12 protein-coding genes are annotated in these 16,193 nt (G+C 58.5%); 6 read left to right on the plus strand and 6 right to left on the minus strand.

The window, feature by feature from the left end; all coding sequences use genetic code 11:
- Positions 1–109: 109 nt before the first annotated feature.
- Complete coding sequence (gene phaR, locus AC0KVQ_RS06410; protein ID WP_473420315.1) at positions 110–745, minus strand: polyhydroxyalkanoate synthesis repressor PhaR; 636 nt, start codon at positions 743–745, stop codon at positions 110–112.
- Positions 746–956: 211 nt separating this feature from the next.
- On the opposite strand from phaR, the gene AC0KVQ_RS06415 reads away from it, so the two are divergent.
- Positions 957–1,526 carry a phasin family protein gene (locus tag AC0KVQ_RS06415; protein WP_473420316.1) on the plus strand — a complete coding sequence of 190 codons (570 nt, stop codon included), beginning with the start codon at positions 957–959 and terminating at the stop codon, positions 1,524–1,526.
- Between the two features lie 55 nt (positions 1,527–1,581).
- Here AC0KVQ_RS06415 and AC0KVQ_RS06420 read toward each other — a convergent pair whose 3' ends face one another.
- The 5 genes from AC0KVQ_RS06420 to apaG form a co-directional block, all read right to left on the minus strand.
- Positions 1,582–4,086: a DUF1631 family protein gene (locus AC0KVQ_RS06420; protein WP_473420317.1), complete on the minus strand. Its 2,505-nt coding sequence runs from the start codon at positions 4,084–4,086 to the stop codon at positions 1,582–1,584.
- Positions 4,087–4,182: 96 nt separating this feature from the next.
- Positions 4,183–4,746 (minus strand): protein-methionine-sulfoxide reductase heme-binding subunit MsrQ, encoded by a 564-nt coding sequence (locus AC0KVQ_RS06425; RefSeq protein WP_473420318.1) that lies wholly within the window; start codon positions 4,744–4,746, stop codon positions 4,183–4,185.
- Positions 4,746–5,663 (minus strand): protein-methionine-sulfoxide reductase catalytic subunit MsrP, encoded by a 918-nt coding sequence (gene msrP, locus AC0KVQ_RS06430; protein ID WP_473420319.1) that lies wholly within the window; start codon positions 5,661–5,663, stop codon positions 4,746–4,748. Before msrP ends, AC0KVQ_RS06425 begins: the two co-directional genes overlap by 1 nt.
- A 96-nt stretch (positions 5,664–5,759) precedes the next feature.
- Positions 5,760–7,532 carry an ABCB family ABC transporter ATP-binding protein/permease gene (locus AC0KVQ_RS06435; RefSeq protein ID WP_473420320.1) on the minus strand — a complete coding sequence of 591 codons (1,773 nt, stop codon included), beginning with the start codon at positions 7,530–7,532 and terminating at the stop codon, positions 5,760–5,762.
- Positions 7,532–7,915 carry a Co2+/Mg2+ efflux protein ApaG gene (gene apaG, locus AC0KVQ_RS06440; protein ID WP_473420321.1) on the minus strand — a complete coding sequence of 128 codons (384 nt, stop codon included), beginning with the start codon at positions 7,913–7,915 and terminating at the stop codon, positions 7,532–7,534. Before apaG ends, AC0KVQ_RS06435 begins: the two co-directional genes overlap by 1 nt.
- Before the next feature lie 81 nt (positions 7,916–7,996).
- Here apaG and rpe point away from each other — a divergent pair, with 81 nt between their 5' ends.
- From rpe to AC0KVQ_RS06465, 5 genes are all read left to right on the plus strand, one after another.
- Positions 7,997–8,680, plus strand: a complete 684-nt coding sequence (gene rpe / locus AC0KVQ_RS06445) for a ribulose-phosphate 3-epimerase (protein ID WP_473420322.1) — start codon at positions 7,997–7,999, stop codon at positions 8,678–8,680.
- A 1-nt stretch (position 8,681) separates the two neighbouring features.
- Positions 8,682–9,332, plus strand: coding sequence for a phosphoglycolate phosphatase (locus tag AC0KVQ_RS06450; protein WP_473420323.1), 651 nt, complete (start codon positions 8,682–8,684; stop codon positions 9,330–9,332).
- Positions 9,333–9,441: 109 nt separating this feature from the next.
- A complete protein-coding gene (locus AC0KVQ_RS06455) occupies positions 9,442–11,625 on the plus strand; it encodes a YgiQ family radical SAM protein (RefSeq protein WP_473420324.1) in 2,184 nt (727 codons plus the stop codon).
- Between the two features lie 28 nt (positions 11,626–11,653).
- The gene (locus AC0KVQ_RS06460) at positions 11,654–14,977 is read left to right on the plus strand and encodes a DEAD/DEAH box helicase (RefSeq protein WP_473420325.1); all 3,324 of its coding nucleotides are present in this window, start codon (positions 11,654–11,656) and stop codon (positions 14,975–14,977) included.
- 90 nt (positions 14,978–15,067) lie between these two features.
- A complete protein-coding gene (locus AC0KVQ_RS06465) occupies positions 15,068–16,171 on the plus strand; it encodes an alkene reductase (protein WP_473420326.1) in 1,104 nt (367 codons plus the stop codon).
- Positions 16,172–16,193 lie beyond the last annotated feature (22 nt).

Here is a 16,193-nt window from a genome sequence, read left to right on the forward strand (position 1 = left end):
AGGCTGCGAAATCGAACGGATGTATGACAGCCCCGGCTTTGCCGGGACTTGAGAACACATGCAGATCACACGATCTGCAGCCTGGCGGATGCGATTCTAAATCAAGCGGTTAAGACTTGGTAGCCGGTTTTTTCCGCACCGTGGTACGCGGCTTGGCTTCGACCTCGGGCTCTGGTTCGGCGTGCTCGCCAGCCGGTTCCGGTGAGGCTTGTGCAGCCGGCGCAGCGCCGGTGAATGCAGTCTTGGCCTGTTCCTGCATTTGCTGCTGCATCTGCACAAACATGTTGGCACCGCTTTCCAGGTAATCGCCCATCATCTTCTGCAAGGCAGGGCCCTGGAACTTCATCAGATCGCCCCACAGTGCAGGATTGGCGAAATTGGGCGTTTCACCCTGCATCACGGATTGGGTCTGCTCGTTAACCTTGCCTTGCATTTCCGTGAACATCTGCATGTTCTTTTCCAGGAAATTGCCCATCAGTCCCTGCATGGCATTGCCGTAGAAACGGATCATTTGAGTAAGAGCATCGTGCGAGAACATCGGCATGGCGCCGGATTCCTCGTCCATGATGATCTGCATCAGTACGCTGCGAGTGAGGTCTTCGCCGGTACGGGCATCCAGTACCTGAATATCCACGCTATCGAGTACCAGTTGTTTCACATCAGCCAGCGTGATGTAGCTGCTGGTGGAAGTATCGTAGAGACGGCGGTTGGGGTACTTCTTGATAACACGTTTTTCAGCATTCATGAGATCAGCCCAAGACAAGACATTTCATTTATAGCACGGGATCGATATCGACCGCTGCTTGACCGTTTATTTAAATTTATGTTGCACCGCACAAATTTTGATTGACTTTTGCAAGGGTCAAGACCAGAATGGATTCAAGGTTTGTGCACAGCAGCATTTTGCCATACCGTGCATGTGCAGCCTACCTCTTACCGCTACAGGAGAATCCACCATGACTAATGCGCAACAACAATTCGCCGACTTCGCCACCGAACAGATCGAATCCTCGATGCGATTTGCCCGCATCTCTCTTGATTCTGCCGAGCGACTGATCAAACTGCAGGTAGAAACCGCCAAAAGCGCGCTGGAAGAAGGTGCCAAGAATGCCAAGGCAGCAACCGGTGTGAAGGATGTCCAAGGTGCGCTAGCCTTGCGCCAAGCCATTTCCGAAGCTGGCATGGATGCGGCCATGGCCTATTCGCGCAGCCTTTATGAAATCGCCTCACAAGCTCAAAACGAATATTCGCAACTGGTTGAAGAACGTACTACCGCCTTCAACAAGAATGTGGTTTCCGGCCTGGATCGCTTCGTCAAATCGGCACCTGCCGGTACTGATGTCGCCGTTGCCGCCGTCAAGTCTACCGTGCAAGCCACCGCCGCTGCCGTAGACAGCCTGACCAAAGCCGCCAAGCAGGTTGCCGATTTCACCGATGCATCGGTCAAGGCTGCCACCACTGCCACGGCCGATGCAGTGAAAACTGCCACACGCAAGAGCAACGGTGCCGCATCCCCTGCTGCCTGATCCCGACTGCCTCACACATCAAACGGACGTCCACCGGGCGTCCGTTTTTTACTTTCTAAGCCGTGACAGCCCGGGAATCAAGCTGGTCAGCCGATATCAACAAGGATTGCACGGCCCGCTCGAACAGGTAAGCATCCTCCAGAAAACGGATACGATTGGCCATGAACAGGCGCCTGAAGGTTTTCTGACTGATCAGTGAGGGAGTTGGCATGCCATCGATACTGATCACCATGCCGGAATCAACCGAGCCGATCCAGTTCAGACGCGCACGCGATGGCATGGCATCAAGCATGATCTCGATCGCCACGCCACTGCGCAGACGTTCATGGACAGCGCTCCAATCCGTTTGCGTCATGGCGTTGTGATCGTCTGCTGCCGGTTCAAACAACGTGTTCTGCTGCTCATCAAGCAGCCTGTCCACCACATTGAGTTCGACATTGGCTTCGCGGATAGCCTCATTCAGCAAGGTATTGTCCAGCCCCAGCCCGCTCTGCATCGCCATGTGCGCAGCATGTTCCTCGGGTTCCGGCTCCAGCCAGAGTACGAAAGGCAAAAAGATCTCGTCGATGAGCGAGCGCGGCAAGGGTTGCACCGGTAAATTTCCCGCACGCAAGGCATGGCGATGCGAGTCAACCAGCCAGTCGAGCACCTTCTGCCGCTCGCCATCACTCCACCCCAGCATGCCGATGCCTTCGCGCAAGTTGGCAAGCAAACCGGGAATCAAGCCAAACAACTCGCGCCGATCGTGTTCATTGACCTTGGGCGCAACGCTCCAGACGATATCGGGCACCAGCTGCCGATAACGCATGGCAGCGTGTGCACCGGAACGCCCAGCCTTTTCGACCACCCGCGCCCAGGCATTGATCAGGAAATCATGCAGAAAATCATCCACTTTTACCTGGGTGAGTGCCTGCGCTATCAGTGAAGTAATTCGGGCAAACTGCAAGGTACGGTTTTCTGCACGTTCCAGGGCTTGTGCTGCCTGATCGATATGCCCATCCGCCGCGCGTAGCTCGGCCGCGACAAAGACATCGAACTCGTCGAGTAAGCGCGTGAACAGCGCCAGTTCGCCCGACTCATCAGCCAGCAGAATTTCCACGATACGGCAGATTTCGGCCGTTACACGCTCGCCACCCGGATCAAGTTTTTGCAGATCCAGTACGATGGAGCCAATACGGTTGACCAGCATGCGGGCCGGATGGCTTTTTTGCGAAAACAGCGCCGGGTCTTGCAATGCGACCTTGAGCACCAAAAACTGCAATCGTCCCAACTGAGCTCGTACCTCTGCCGGCACCTGGGTATCGCGCAGGATGAATTCGAACAGCATGGCAACGACATCAATCACCATCTGTTCTTCGCGATTACTGCTCAGTGCGCTGAGTTCATCGCGCCGTTCCATGATCAGGTTACGTATGCTGCCATCGCGCCCATGCATCGCCTCGGCATCACTTGGCGTAGCAGCACTCTGCAAAATCTGGGCGGTATTGCGCAAGGCCGAATCGCCTGCATCTGCTGGCATGGCTTGCCATGGCTGGCCGGCCATCCGGTCTGCGGACGTAACCGTTGAAAAGAAATGCCGCAGGGCATCACCCAGTGCCTGGGCTTCAGTCAGCCAGCTTCTGGAGGCAGGCATGGCCTGCGACTGGCCAGCGTGCTGACCGGCTTGCTGCAAGCCCGCCGCCACCACGTGGACGGCATCGGCGGAGGATGCGATGCCCTGTGCACTTTGAGTCACCGGCAAGTGGATCGTATCGAGCAGCTGATCAATACGCGCTCGCGTACTGGCTTCACGTGTGGGGCTTGACCAGATCCGATCCCGACTCAGCAGGCGGGAACCTTCATCATCTCCCTCGGCACTTTCCGTCGCCTCACTCACCTGCGGCTTGATCTGGCGGGTTGCCGGTCCGAGGGGGGTTTTCCGTATCTTGAGGTGCAATTGCGCGGCAATACCGTGATCGGCCAGCAGTGTATTGAGCTGGTCATAAATCGCTGCCACCTGATTGGTCAGGCTATCGACCAGTTGCGCCGCCAGCAGGGGCAGAACTTCCTTGTCGATCTCAATATTCTCCAGCGCAGTCACGACACAACGGACAAACAGATAAGGACGGAAAGGGTTTTCACGCTCCTTGATATCCTCCTGTTCGAATAGCAGTGCCACGCGGATATTCAGATCGCGCAGGCTGTCTTCCACGGCGTGGCGTAATTTTTTACTGAGCTGATCAATATGCAGCGCATCTTCCAGGACAGCTGTATCGACCAATGACAGGCTGTCGAGCTTGGCGGCTCCTCCGAAAGATGGTCGGAATGTGCTGTAGGCAGTCTGGAAACTACGATTGAGCAAGTGCTCCATCACCATGGACAGTTGGCGTTTGAGCGCGATGGGCTGATTCAACAACACGGCCCGCGCATCCCGCAGCGCACTTTGCTCGGCAATGGATAAGGCAGCGGCCGCACGCTGGAACAGGACAGCTTCACCTGTACGCATGCATTCATCCAGATACGCGGTAAACCCGTTCAGGAAAACAGCCCGCGCTGCTGTCAGCAAATCATTCCGATCCATTACTCAACACCCTGAAGATGCCGTTGCCTAGAATCGGACAAGTATATGTGGCCACGCACAAGCTTGCAGCATTTGCTTATATGCATTAATCAAAAATTACTTCAGCCACCACCAGATCCGCCACGACAGCAACAAAGCCAGTACAGCGGCATAGATTGCCGGTTGCGTGATATCGAGTTTGACCAGCCACCAGTAGTGCAACACGGCCAGGATGGCGGCCGGATAAACCAGGCGGTGCAGACGCGTCCAGTTGCGCTTGAGCCGGCGCATCCAGCCATTGGTGGAGGTGATCGCCAATGCCAGCAGCATCAGAAAGGCGGAAAAACCAACGGTGATGAAGGGGCGCTTGTAAATATCCTTGAGCATTTCCATCACATCTCCGAAATGCTCAAGACCGGCCCAGATCGAGAAATGCAGCACCACGTAAAAAAAGGAAAACAGCCCGAGCATGCGCCGATAACGGATCAAGCTGTTGATGCCGGTGATCTGTCTTAGCGGAGTAATGGATAAGGTAACCAGCAGCCAGACCAGCGTCCACGTACCGGTCGAGCGCAGTATGAATTCGATCGGGTTGACCGCTGCACCGCTGGCCACGATCCAGACCGCCCGCACGAGTGGCAAAAGGCAGATCACGAACAGCAGCGGCTTGATCGCGCGCATCAGTAATACTTTTGCAGATCCATGCCGGCATACATGCTGGCAACCTGGTCGGCATAGCCATTGAACATCAGTGTCTTGCGCTTGCTGAATTCGCCGATTCGCCGCTCGGTCGCCTGACTCCAGCGCGGGTGGTCAACTTCCGGGTTCACATTCGAATAGAAACCGTATTCGTTCGGGGCCGACATGCTCCAGCTGGTGAGCGGCTGTTTCTCGACCAGGCTGATCTTGACGATCGACTTGATGCTCTTGAACCCGTACTTCCAGGGCACCACCAGGCGGATCGGCGCGCCATTCTGGTTGGGCAGCACATCGCCATACATGCCGACCGAGAGTATCGTCAGCGGATTCATGGCCTCATCGATGCGCAAGCCTTCACGGTAAGGCCAAGCCAGTACCATGGATTTCTGACCCGGCATCTGTTTCGGGTCATAAAGGGTTTCGAACGCCACATATTTGGCTTTTGAGGTGGGTTCCACCTGCTTGAGCAGGGCCGAGAGCGGAAAACCGATCCACGGAATCACCATCGACCAGCCCTCCACACAGCGCAGGCGATAGATGCGCTCTTCCAGCGGGGCGAGTTTGAGCAGTTCTTCAATGCCGAAAGTCTTCTTTTTGCCGACCTCCCCTTCCACCACGACGGACCAGGGCCGGGTTTTCAGGCTGCCGGCATGCTTGGCCGGATCATCCTTGTCCACGCCAAACTCGTAGAAGTTGTTGTAGGTGGTCACGTCCTTGAAGCTGTTGGTCTTTTCATCCTTGAGCGGCGTACCGGGTTTGGCGCTCAGCGCAGCCATGGCATCGGCCGCCACCAGCAAGCCGCCGACCGTCGTCGCCATGAACTGGCGCCGGTTCAGGAACACGGATTTCGGCGTGATCTCGGAAGGATCAATATCGGTCGGTTTGCGGATCAGCATCATGGCACTCCCATAAGTTGTCTCGAACAGATTAGTCGCGACATCTACACAGTTTATGACACACCAAGACGAAAATGATTCCTATTTTACGCACACTACTCAATCAGGGTTTTCTGCCGACTCCGACTGCTGCAGCGCCCACATCCGCGCATACTGACCATCGGCTTCCAGCAGTTCTCGATGCGTGCCGCGCTCGATGATCCTGCCGCCCGCCATCACCAGAATCTCGTCGGCATCCGCAATCGTGGACAGGCGATGCGCGATCACCAGCGTGGTGCGATTGGCCGAAATCTCCTTGAGCTCGGTCTGGATCGCCCGCTCGGTATGCGAATCCAGCGCTGAAGTCGCTTCGTCGAAGATCAGGATCGGCGGATTCTTGAGGATGGTGCGCGCAATGGCTACCCGTTGCTTTTCGCCACCGGATAATTTCAATCCGCGCTCACCGACTTGCGTTTCGAACCCCTCGGGCAAGCTCTGGATGAAATCGTAGATGTGCGCCGAGCGCGCGGCCTGGATCACTTCTTCGCGTGTGGCATCCGGCCTGCCGTAGGCGATGTTGTAATAGATGTTGTCGTTAAACAGCACGGTATCCTGTGGCACGATGCCGATATGCGCGCGCAGGCTGGTCTGGCTCAGATCGCGCAGGTCGGTACCGTTGACGGTGATTCGACCGGCATTCACATCGTAAAAACGGTACAGCAAGCGTGAAAGCGTGGATTTTCCGGCGCCGCTAGAACCAACCACCGCTACCGTCTTGCCAGCCGGAATCGCAAAGCTGACATCGTGCAGGATGGGCCGATTGCTGTCATAAGCAAAATCGACCGCTTCAAAGCGAATCTCCGCAGCATCCGTTTTGAGCGTATTTGCGTCAGTCGCATCCTTCACCTCGGCATTCACCTCCAGCAGGCTGAACATCTTTTCCATGTCCGCCAGCGAATGCTTGATTTCGCGATAGATGAATCCCAGGAAGTTGAGCGGGGTATAGAGCTGCAGCAGGAAGGCGTTGACCAGCACCAGATCGCCGAGCGTCATCGTGCCGCGCACCACGCCATCGGCCGCCAGCCACACCAGCAAGGTCACGCCAATCGCGATGATGATCGCCTGCCCCGCGTTCAGAATTGACAGCGTCACCTGGCTCTTGACTGCAGCATCCTCCCACTCGGCCAGGCTTTCATCGTAACGGCCGGATTCCCAGCGCTCGTTGCCGAAATATTTCACAGTCTCGAAATTGAGCAGGCTGTCGATCGCGCGGGTATTGGCCTTCGATTCCATCTCGTTCATGGCGCGACGGAACGCCATGCGCCATTCGGTAATGCCAAGCGTGAATACGATGTAGATCAGGATCGTGCCAAACGTGATCGCCGCGAACGACCAGTGATAGCGCTGCAACAGCAGACCGGCCACCAATACGATTTCGACCAGCGTGGGCAGGATATTGAACAGCGAAAACGACAGCAGGAAAGAAATCCCTTTCGAGCCACGGTCGATGTCGCGACTCACGCCACCGGTCTGGCGCGCCAGATGAAAACGCAGACTGAGCGCGTGCAGATGCTCGAAGACCTGCAAGGCCACGCGCCGGATCGATCCCTGCGCCACCTTGGCAAAGATCGCATCGCGCGCTTCGCCAAACACGGCGGATGCCAGCCGCAATACCCCATAGGACAAAATCAGCGCCAGCGGCAGCACCAGCGGCGCCTTGCTGCCATCGAGCACATCGACGATATCCTTGAGCACCAGCGGCACGGCCACATTGGCAATCTTGGCTGCCACCAGCAATGCCAGCGCGGCAATCACCCGGTTCTTGTACTGCCACAGATATGGCAGCAGGAAACCCAGTGTTTTCCAATCGTTGGACTTGTTCGATTCAGCCATCAATGCAAGGTCCGCGGCACAGACAGCAGGAATTCCGGAATCAGCGCATCAAACTCTGTGCCATCCTCACTGCGCATCTGATAAGTACCATGCATGGTGCCCACCGGGCTTTCCAGCGAAGTACCGCTCATGTACTCGTACGTTTGCCCCGGCGCGATCACCGGCTGCTCACCCAGCACGCCCTCGCCTTCCACTTCATGCACGTTATTGTCCAGATCGCGAATGATCCAGTGGCGCGAGATCAGTTGCGCGGGCTGCTCGCCCTTGTTGCTGATGCGGATCAGATAGCTGAAGACATAATGGTTTTCTTCTTCATCGGATTGCTCCGGAACATAGAATGCCTGCGCCTCGATATCGATCCGGTAAGGTAACGGCTTGCTCATCGTAATTACTCGTATTCTGTTTGATCGCGGGATTCCGCTAAAATGGGCACGTTTTCTTATTCCTCAAGCCGGAATTTTCCCATGCCGACCTTCCGTATCGCCCCCAGCCTGCTTTCTGCCGATTTTGCCCGACTGGGTGAAGAAGTGCGCAACGTGATTGCAGCCGGCGCGGACATCATCCATTTCGATGTGATGGACAACCACTTTGTGCCGAACCTGACCATTGGGCCACTGGTCTGCGATGCGATCCGTCCGCACACGACTGCGCCGATCGACGTGCACCTGATGGTGAAGCCCGTGGATCGCATCATCCCCGATTTTGCCAAGGCTGGCGCCAATATCATCACCTTTCATCCGGAAGCCTCCGAGCACATCGACCGCAGCCTGGGTCTGATCCGTGACAGCGGCTGCAAGGCAGGTCTCGTATTCAATCCGGCTACACCGCTGCATTATCTGGACTACGTGATGGACAAGGTCGACATGATCCTGCTGATGTCGGTCAACCCGGGCTACGGCGGTCAAACTTTCATCCCGTCGACCCTGGCCAAGGCCCGCGATGCGCGCGCGCGCATCGATGCCTACACCGCACAGACCGGGCGTGAAATCTGGCTGGAAATCGATGGCGGAGTAAAAATCGACAATATCCGCGAAATTGCCGAAGCCGGCATCGATACTTTCGTCGCTGGCTCTGCCATATTCGGCAAGCCCGATTACAAGGCTATCATCGATGCCATGCGTTCTGAACTCGCCCAAGTGGAGCAATAACATGATCAAAGCGATTGCCTTCGACCTCGATGGCACCCTGATGGATTCAATTCCGGACCTCGCCGCCGCTGCCAATGCCGCGCGCGCGGGCCTGGGCCTGCAACCGCTGCCTTCCGAGCAGGTGGAACCCTTTGTCGGCGACGGGGTGGAAATCATGGTCTCGCGTGCCATTGCCAACGACAAGGCTGCTGTCTATACCGGTTCGGACGAGCAGAATCGGGCGCTTGCGCTGTTTGATGAGCATTACCGCGCCAACCTCACCGTCAACACCCGCTTCTACGAAGGCGTGGAACCGGTGCTGCGTGCGCTTAAGGCGCGCAATATCCCGCTGGCACTGGTCACCAACAAGGCCGAGCGCTACACCCATCCACTGATGCAGGAACTGGGCGCGGCCGATCTTTTCACCCTTATGGTGTGCGGCGATACGCTGCCGGAAAAGAAACCTTCCGCTGCGCCGTTGCTGCATGTCTGTGACAAGCTTGGCATTACACCGGCCGAGTTGCTGATGATCGGCGATTCCATCAACGATGCGCTGACTGCGCGCAATGCCGGCTGCCCGGTCTATCTGGTGCCACACGGCTATGCCGATCCGCACAGCATCGATGCCGACCGCGTACTGCGCGATACCGCCGAACTGCTGGAACTGGTTTGAAACCACTCCAACGATAAGGTATTGATTCCTCAAGCCATTCGGCAGCATTTACCTGCAAACCTGAAACAAGGGCGCTATAATCGCGCCCTTGTCTTTTGTGACCCCCTCCATGCAAGCCGCCAAGAACATCTTCAGCTATCGCAAATACTGGGCCGCCCGCTTCGGCACCGCCCCTTTCCTGCCCATGAGCCGGGCAGAAATGGACCAGCTCGGCTGGGATAGCTGCGATGTCATCCTGGTAACGGGTGATGCCTATGTCGATCATCCGAGTTTTGGCATGGCGGTGATCGGGCGCATGCTGGAATCGCAGGGTTTCCGCGTTGGCATCATCTGCCAGCCGGACTGGAAATCCGCCGACGATTTCAAGCAGCTGGGTAAACCGAACCTGTTCTGGGGCGTGACGGCCGGCAACATGGATTCGATGATCAACCGCTACACGTCCGATCGCAAGATCCGCTCGGATGATGCCTATACGCCCAACGCCGAACCGGGCAAGCGCCCGGACCGTGCCGTGGTGGTGTATTCGCAGCGCTGCCGCGAAGCGTTTCCCGAAGTGCCGATCATCATTGGCGGCATCGAGGCCAGCCTGCGCCGCATTGCGCACTACGATTACTGGAGCGAGAAAGTCCGCCGCTCGGTGCTGGTCGATTCCAAGGCCGACCTGCTGCTCTACGGCAATGCCGAACGTGCGCTGGTCGAGGTTGCGCACCGTCTGGCGAAGAAGGAGCCGGTGAGCGAGATCACCGACGTACGCGGCACCGCGTTCATGCTGAAGTCCTGGCCAGAAGGCTGGGCGCTGATGGATTCGACTGAGGTTGATACTCCCGGTCGCGTTGAAGCGCATCCGGACCCGTATGCCATGGAGCCGGCCGCCAATGCACCAGCGGCAGCCGAGGGTGCGCCTGCTGTTCAGACCATCCAGATCGTGCGCCGGCCCAAGCTCGACCGCAACAAGACCGTAATCCGCCTGCCAAGCTTCGAGCAGGTCTGCAATGATCGCGTGCTGTACGCGCATGCCTCGCGCATCCTGCACATGGAAACCAACCCCGGCAATGCGCGGGCGATGGTGCAGCGCCACGGTGAGCGCGATGTGTGGCTCAACCCGCCACCGATCCCGCTCACAACACCGGAAATGGACGGCGTATTCGATCTGCCGTACAAGCGCGTACCGCATCCGGCCTATGCCGGCCAGAAGATTCCGGCCTACGAGATGATCCGCTTCTCGGTCAACATCATGCGTGGCTGCTTCGGCGGCTGCTCGTTCTGCTCGATCACCGAGCACGAAGGCCGCATCATCCAGAACCGCAGCGAGGAATCGATCCTGCGCGAGATTGAAACCATCCGCGATACCGTACCCGGCTTTACCGGCGTGATTTCCGATATCGGCGGGCCGACGGCGAACATGTACCGCCTGCACTGCAAGGACCCGAAGATCGAATCGTCGTGCCGGCGCTTCTCGTGCGTATTCCCCGGCATCTGCGAAAACCTCAACACCGACCACGCACCGCTGATCCAGCTCTATCGCAAGGCGCGTGCCTTGAAGGGTGTGAAGAAGATCCTGATCGGCTCGGGTGTGCGCTATGACCTGGCTGCCGAATCGCCGGAATATGTAAAGGAACTCGTCACCCATCACGTCGGCGGCTACCTGAAGATTGCGCCGGAACACATCGCCGAAGGCCCGCTCTCGAAGATGATGAAGCCGGGTATCGGCACCTACGACAAGTTCAAGGCACTGTTCGACCGGTTCTCGAAGGAAGCCGGCAAGGAACAGTACCTGATCCCGTACTTCATCGCCGCGCATCCGGGCACCACCGATGAAGACATGCTGGAGCTGGCTGTCTGGCTCAAGCGCAACGGATTCCGTATCGATCAGGTGCAGAACTTCCTGCCCAGCCCGATGGCGCTTGCTTCGACCATGTACCACAGCGGCAAGAATCCGCTCAAGAAAGTCGGCCGCGACTCGGAAGACGTGTTCACGCCCAAGAAAGGCAGTACGCGCCGGCTGCACAAGGCTTTCCTGCGCTACCACGATCCGGAAAACTGGCCGATGCTGCGCGAGGCACTGCAGCGCATGGGACGGCGCGACCTGATCGGCAACGGCAAGCACCATCTGGTGCCATGGTTCCAGCCAGCCGGCACCGGCTTGCGTGGCGAAGGCACGCGCAAACCGGAAGCGACACCTGCTGGCGGCAAGGCCTTGGCGCGTCCGGTCGGCAGCAAGCTGCCACCACGCAAACCCGGACCGGGTGCCGGCAAAGCTGCCAGCAAACCGGCGGCCAAACGCAAACCCTGAGTCCACCTACCCAACACAGATTGTCTGAATGGATGCCCAGAGCCTGCTGCGCCAGATCACCCCGGAGGTGCTGGCGCGTTTTTTCCGCGCCGAGACCATTGCGCGGGGACAAGCCTATATTGATCAGGTCAGTACGGTTGATCTCGACGGATTGATCCTGCGCGGCAAGGTGCAGGGCAATGCGCATCAGCCATATCACACCCAGATCACGCTCAGCAGTGTGCAGCGCGATGGCCAGCCGCTGTTCTTTCGCAGTGTGCGCTGCACCTGTCCGGTCGGCAGCTTTTGCAAACATGCCGTCGCCTTGCTGCTGGCCGCGCAACAACGCGGTATCGCCGCCAAACCGCGTCAGCAAATCCTCGATTGGCTTGAACACCTGCCGACCCGCATTGCCATGCCGGCAAGCAAACCCCGCAAACCGTCAGCCCGGCAGGAAAGCATTCTGTACGTGATCATGCCCGGCCAGGCGCGTGGTATTCCCGAACTGGTCATGGTCAAGGCGGCATTGAATGAATCCGGCCAGTTGCGCGGCCAGCCCAAGGAATGGGTCAACCATGAACAGGCGCTGCTCAAGCCACCCGCCTTCGTGTGCGAGGACGATCTGCCGATTTTTCGCCGGATGCGTCAAATCGAGCGCAAGCAGGAACATTACGGCCCGCTTCGATTGCAGGATGAGGCGGGACAGCAATTATTCGAGGCGATTCTGGCCACCGGCCGCTGCTGGCTCGGGGATGCCAACCATGGCAATCTGCGCCCGCTACATCCAGCTCAGGCACGACCGGGCCAGATCAGCTGGCTGCCGGAAGAATCCGGTCTGCGCGCCGGATTGCAGTGCGAGCCACCCGCCAGCCATCTCCTGCCCTTGCCGCAACCGTATTACATCGATGCGGCCCGGGGTGAAACCGGGCCGGTGGGCTTGCCATTCGATGCGGCTGGCCAACACCTGGTGGCGGCATTGCTGGAATTGCCGCCGCTGACCGAAGTCGAGTTGCCCCTGGTCGCTGCCTCGCTGCAGACGCTAGCACCCGACCTGCCCCGGCCGCGATCGGGCACGGATGCCAGCCTGCCGCGGATTGATGTTCCTTTGCAGCCAGTACTGCAACTGGCCACCCACGCGGCCTGGGGCATGCCCAACTATCGCAGTTATCCTGCAGCGTTTCGCGGCGTGCAATTCGACTATGCGCTGCCCTGCTTTCGCTATGGCGAAGTCGATATTCCGCCCGACAAGACCGGCACCATTCTGGCAGATCGCAACCAGCGTCATGTCAGTGTCAAGCGCGATCAGCAAGCCGAAGAAGCCGCGATGAAAGCCCTGCAAAAGGCCGGCTTTCGCCCTGCGCGCGTTCACTTCCTGAACGCCGAGCAACCACTGCCAGCCGGCGCACACGGCCTGAGCTGCGAAGAAGACTGGCAACAATTTTTCGGCAAGACCGCTGCCACCCTGCAAGCCGCTGGCTGGCAGATTGCATGCCCGCCGGATTTTCGCCACCGCATTCTGGAAATCAGCGAATGGCATGCCGAAATCACCGAATCCGAAAATGGCTGGTTTGATCTTTCGCTCGGTATCGAGGTGGATGGCCAGAAGATCGAACTGGCGCCGCTGCTGAGTGCATTGTTCCGGCGCGATGCGCGCTGGCTGGATAAAACCGCCTTGACCCAGATCGATGATCAGGAACCCGTCATCCTGCTCACGCCCGATGGCAGCCGCATCCGGGTAGCCAGCAGCCGGATCAAGCCGCTGGCACAGACCATGATCGACCTGTTCGACAGCCTGCCGGCGGGCCAGGACACGCTCAGCATTTCTCCACTCGATGCCAAACGCGTCGGGCAAACGCTTGCCGATGGCTGGGAAACCGGTGGCCTGGCTGCACTGGCGCACTGGCAGGACAAATTGCGCGGTATCGATGCTGTGCAGGCCATCAGCGAACCCACCGGCTTCGGCCTGACGCTGCGTGATTATCAGCGCGAAGGGCTGGCCTGGCTGCAGCATCTGCGCCGCCACGATCTGGCCGGTATTCTGGCTGATGACATGGGCCTGGGCAAAACCGCGCAAACGCTGGCCCATCTGCTGACCGAAAAACAGGCTGGCCGGCTCGATCTGCCGGTACTGGTGGTGTTGCCGACTTCGCTCGTCTTCAACTGGCAACGAGAAGCCGAACGCTTTGCGCCCGATCTGCGCGTGCTGAAACTGCAGGGGCCACAGCGGCATGCCAGTTTCGCCCACATGGCCGGGCATGATGTCTGTTTGACCACCTACCCGCTGCTGGCGCGCGACAGTGAATACCTTACTGCGCAGCATTACCACATGCTGATTCTGGATGAAGCGCAGACGGTGAAAAACGCTTCGAGCAAGGCCGCGCAAGTGATCCGCACGCTGCAGGCACGCCATCGCCTGTGCCTGACCGGCACGCCGTTGGAAAATCATCTGGGCGAATTGTGGTCGCTGTTTGATTTCCTGATGCCGGGGCTGTTGGGTACGGCGCGCGATTTTTCCTCGCGCTGGCGCACACCCATTGAAAAACACGGCGACCTGCTGCGGCGCGAAATCCTCGCCCGCCGCCTCGCACCGTTCATTCTGCGCCGGCGCAAGCAGGATGTGGCACGCGAGTTGCCGCCCAAGACCACGGTGATTCGTACGGTTGAGCTGGAAGGCCGCCAGCGCGATCTGTACGAAACCGTGCGCGCAGCAATGGATCAGCGCGTACGTGAGGAAATCAGCCAGAAGGGCTTTGCCCGCAGCCAGATCGTGATCCTGGATGCGCTCTTGAAACTGCGCCAGATCTGCTGTGATCCGCGCCTCTTAAAAATGGATGCCGCCACCAGGGTCAAGGAACGCGCCAAGCTCGATCTGCTGATGGACATGCTGCCCGAACTGATCGAGGAAGGCCGCAAGGTACTGGTGTTTTCCCAGTTCACCAGCATGCTGGCACTGATCGAAGCCGAACTCGCCAAACTCAAGATTCCCTGCAGCCTGCTCACCGGCGATACGCAGGATAGGGAGCAGGCCATCAAGGGTTTTCAGGAAGGCAGCAATCCGGTATTCCTGATCAGCCTGAAGGCAGGCGGCGTTGGCCTGAACCTCACTGCCGCCGATACCGTGATCCACTTCGATCCGTGGTGGAACCCGGCGGCGGAAAACCAGGCCACCGACCGCGCGCACCGCATCGGCCAGACCCGCAATGTCTTTGTCTACAAGCTGGTGGTGGCCGGCAGCATCGAAGAAAAAATCCTCGCCCTGCAGGAAAAGAAAGCCCAGCTTGCTGCCGGAATTCTCTCGGAAGATCAGGCCGCGATGAGCAAATTTGGCGAGGACGACATTCGCAACCTGCTGGCACCACTGCCGGAAAAATAGCCCCACCCTGTCGGTCCTGACTGGTTGTTGCCTCGATTTGCTTCTCATCTTCATCTAGGCTGAAGCATGCCAAGCAGAGGAGACCCGACCATGCCGCTCGACCATCTGTTCTCGCCCATGCCCGTGGGTGCCATTACGCTGAATAACCGCATCATCATGGCACCGATGACACGCTCGCGTGCCAGCCAGCCCGGCGATGTACCCACCGATCTGAATGCCGAATACTATGCCCAGCGCGCCAGTGCCGGCCTGATCGTGACCGAGGCCACCCAGATTTCGCGCCAGGGTCAGGGTTATGCCTGGACGCCCGGAATCTATACCGACGAACAGGAAAAAGGCTGGACGAAAGTGGTTGATGCCGTACATGGCAAGGGTGGCAGGATTGCACTGCAACTCTGGCACGTGGGCCGCATCTCGCATCATTTGCTGCAAGCCAACGCGCAACTGCCGGTCGCGCCCTCGCCGATCCAGGCTGAAAAATCGATGAGCTTCGTGGTACTGCCGGACGGCACGGCCACCTACATGCAGTGCGATGCGCCGCGTGCACTGGCCACGGCGGAAATTTCCGGACTGGTCGATGACTATGGCCGCTCTGCTGCGCGCGCGATGCGTGCCGGTTTCGATCTGGTGGAAATTCATGCTGCCAACGGCTATCTGATCAACCAGTTCCTGTGCCCGACAACCAACCGGCGTACCGACCAATATGGTGGCAACAAGGCCAACCGGGCACGACTGCTGCTGGAAATCGTGGACGAAATCGGCCGGAGGATCGATGCGGATCGCATCGGCGTGCGGCTATCGCCCAACGGGGTCTTCAATGACATGAGCATCGAGCAAAGCGAGGAGATGGCGCTCTATGTCGCCAGCGAACTCAGCCGGAACAAGATTGCCTATCTGCACATTGCCGAGCCGGACTGGGCGGGCGGAAGGCCATTGAGCGCCGAATTCCGCCGTGATCTGCGCCTAGCCTTTCCCGGCCGCTTGATCTACTGCGGTGGCTATACGGCCGAAAAAGCCGAAGCTGTCATTGCTGCAGGCATTGCAGATGCCATCGCCTTCGGCAAGTCCTTCCTGGCCAATCCGGATCTGCCCGAGCGTTTCCGGCGCACTGCTCCGCTCAATGCGCCGGACGAGGCGAGCTTTTATGGTGGCGGTGCAGCGGGTTATACCGATTATCCGACGCTAGATCGGTAAGAAAAAACGGGATGCCGCTCAG

This window comes from Formivibrio sp. oc-25, assembly GCF_055810895.1.

Coding starts and splice junctions, on each gene's coding strand:
- AC0KVQ_RS06425 (WP_473420318.1), bottom strand. CDS start 4,746: ATGCGCGCGATCAAGCCGCTGCTGTTCGTGATCTGCCTTTTGCCACTC.
- apaG (WP_473420321.1), bottom strand. CDS start 7,915: ATGAGCAAGCCGTTACCTTACCGGATCGATATCGAGGCGCAGGCATTC.
- AC0KVQ_RS06415 (WP_473420316.1), top strand. CDS start 957: ATGACTAATGCGCAACAACAATTCGCCGACTTCGCCACCGAACAGATC.
- rpe (WP_473420322.1), top strand. CDS start 7,997: ATGCCGACCTTCCGTATCGCCCCCAGCCTGCTTTCTGCCGATTTTGCC.
- AC0KVQ_RS06465 (WP_473420326.1), top strand. CDS start 15,068: ATGCCGCTCGACCATCTGTTCTCGCCCATGCCCGTGGGTGCCATTACG.
- AC0KVQ_RS06420 (WP_473420317.1), bottom strand. CDS start 4,086: ATGGATCGGAATGATTTGCTGACAGCAGCGCGGGCTGTTTTCCTGAAC.
- AC0KVQ_RS06435 (WP_473420320.1), bottom strand. CDS start 7,532: ATGGCTGAATCGAACAAGTCCAACGATTGGAAAACACTGGGTTTCCTG.
- phaR (WP_473420315.1), bottom strand. CDS start 745: ATGAATGCTGAAAAACGTGTTATCAAGAAGTACCCCAACCGCCGTCTC.
- AC0KVQ_RS06460 (WP_473420325.1), top strand. CDS start 11,654: ATGGATGCCCAGAGCCTGCTGCGCCAGATCACCCCGGAGGTGCTGGCG.
- AC0KVQ_RS06455 (WP_473420324.1), top strand. CDS start 9,442: ATGCAAGCCGCCAAGAACATCTTCAGCTATCGCAAATACTGGGCCGCC.
- AC0KVQ_RS06450 (WP_473420323.1), top strand. CDS start 8,682: ATGATCAAAGCGATTGCCTTCGACCTCGATGGCACCCTGATGGATTCA.
- msrP (WP_473420319.1), bottom strand. CDS start 5,663: ATGATGCTGATCCGCAAACCGACCGATATTGATCCTTCCGAGATCACG.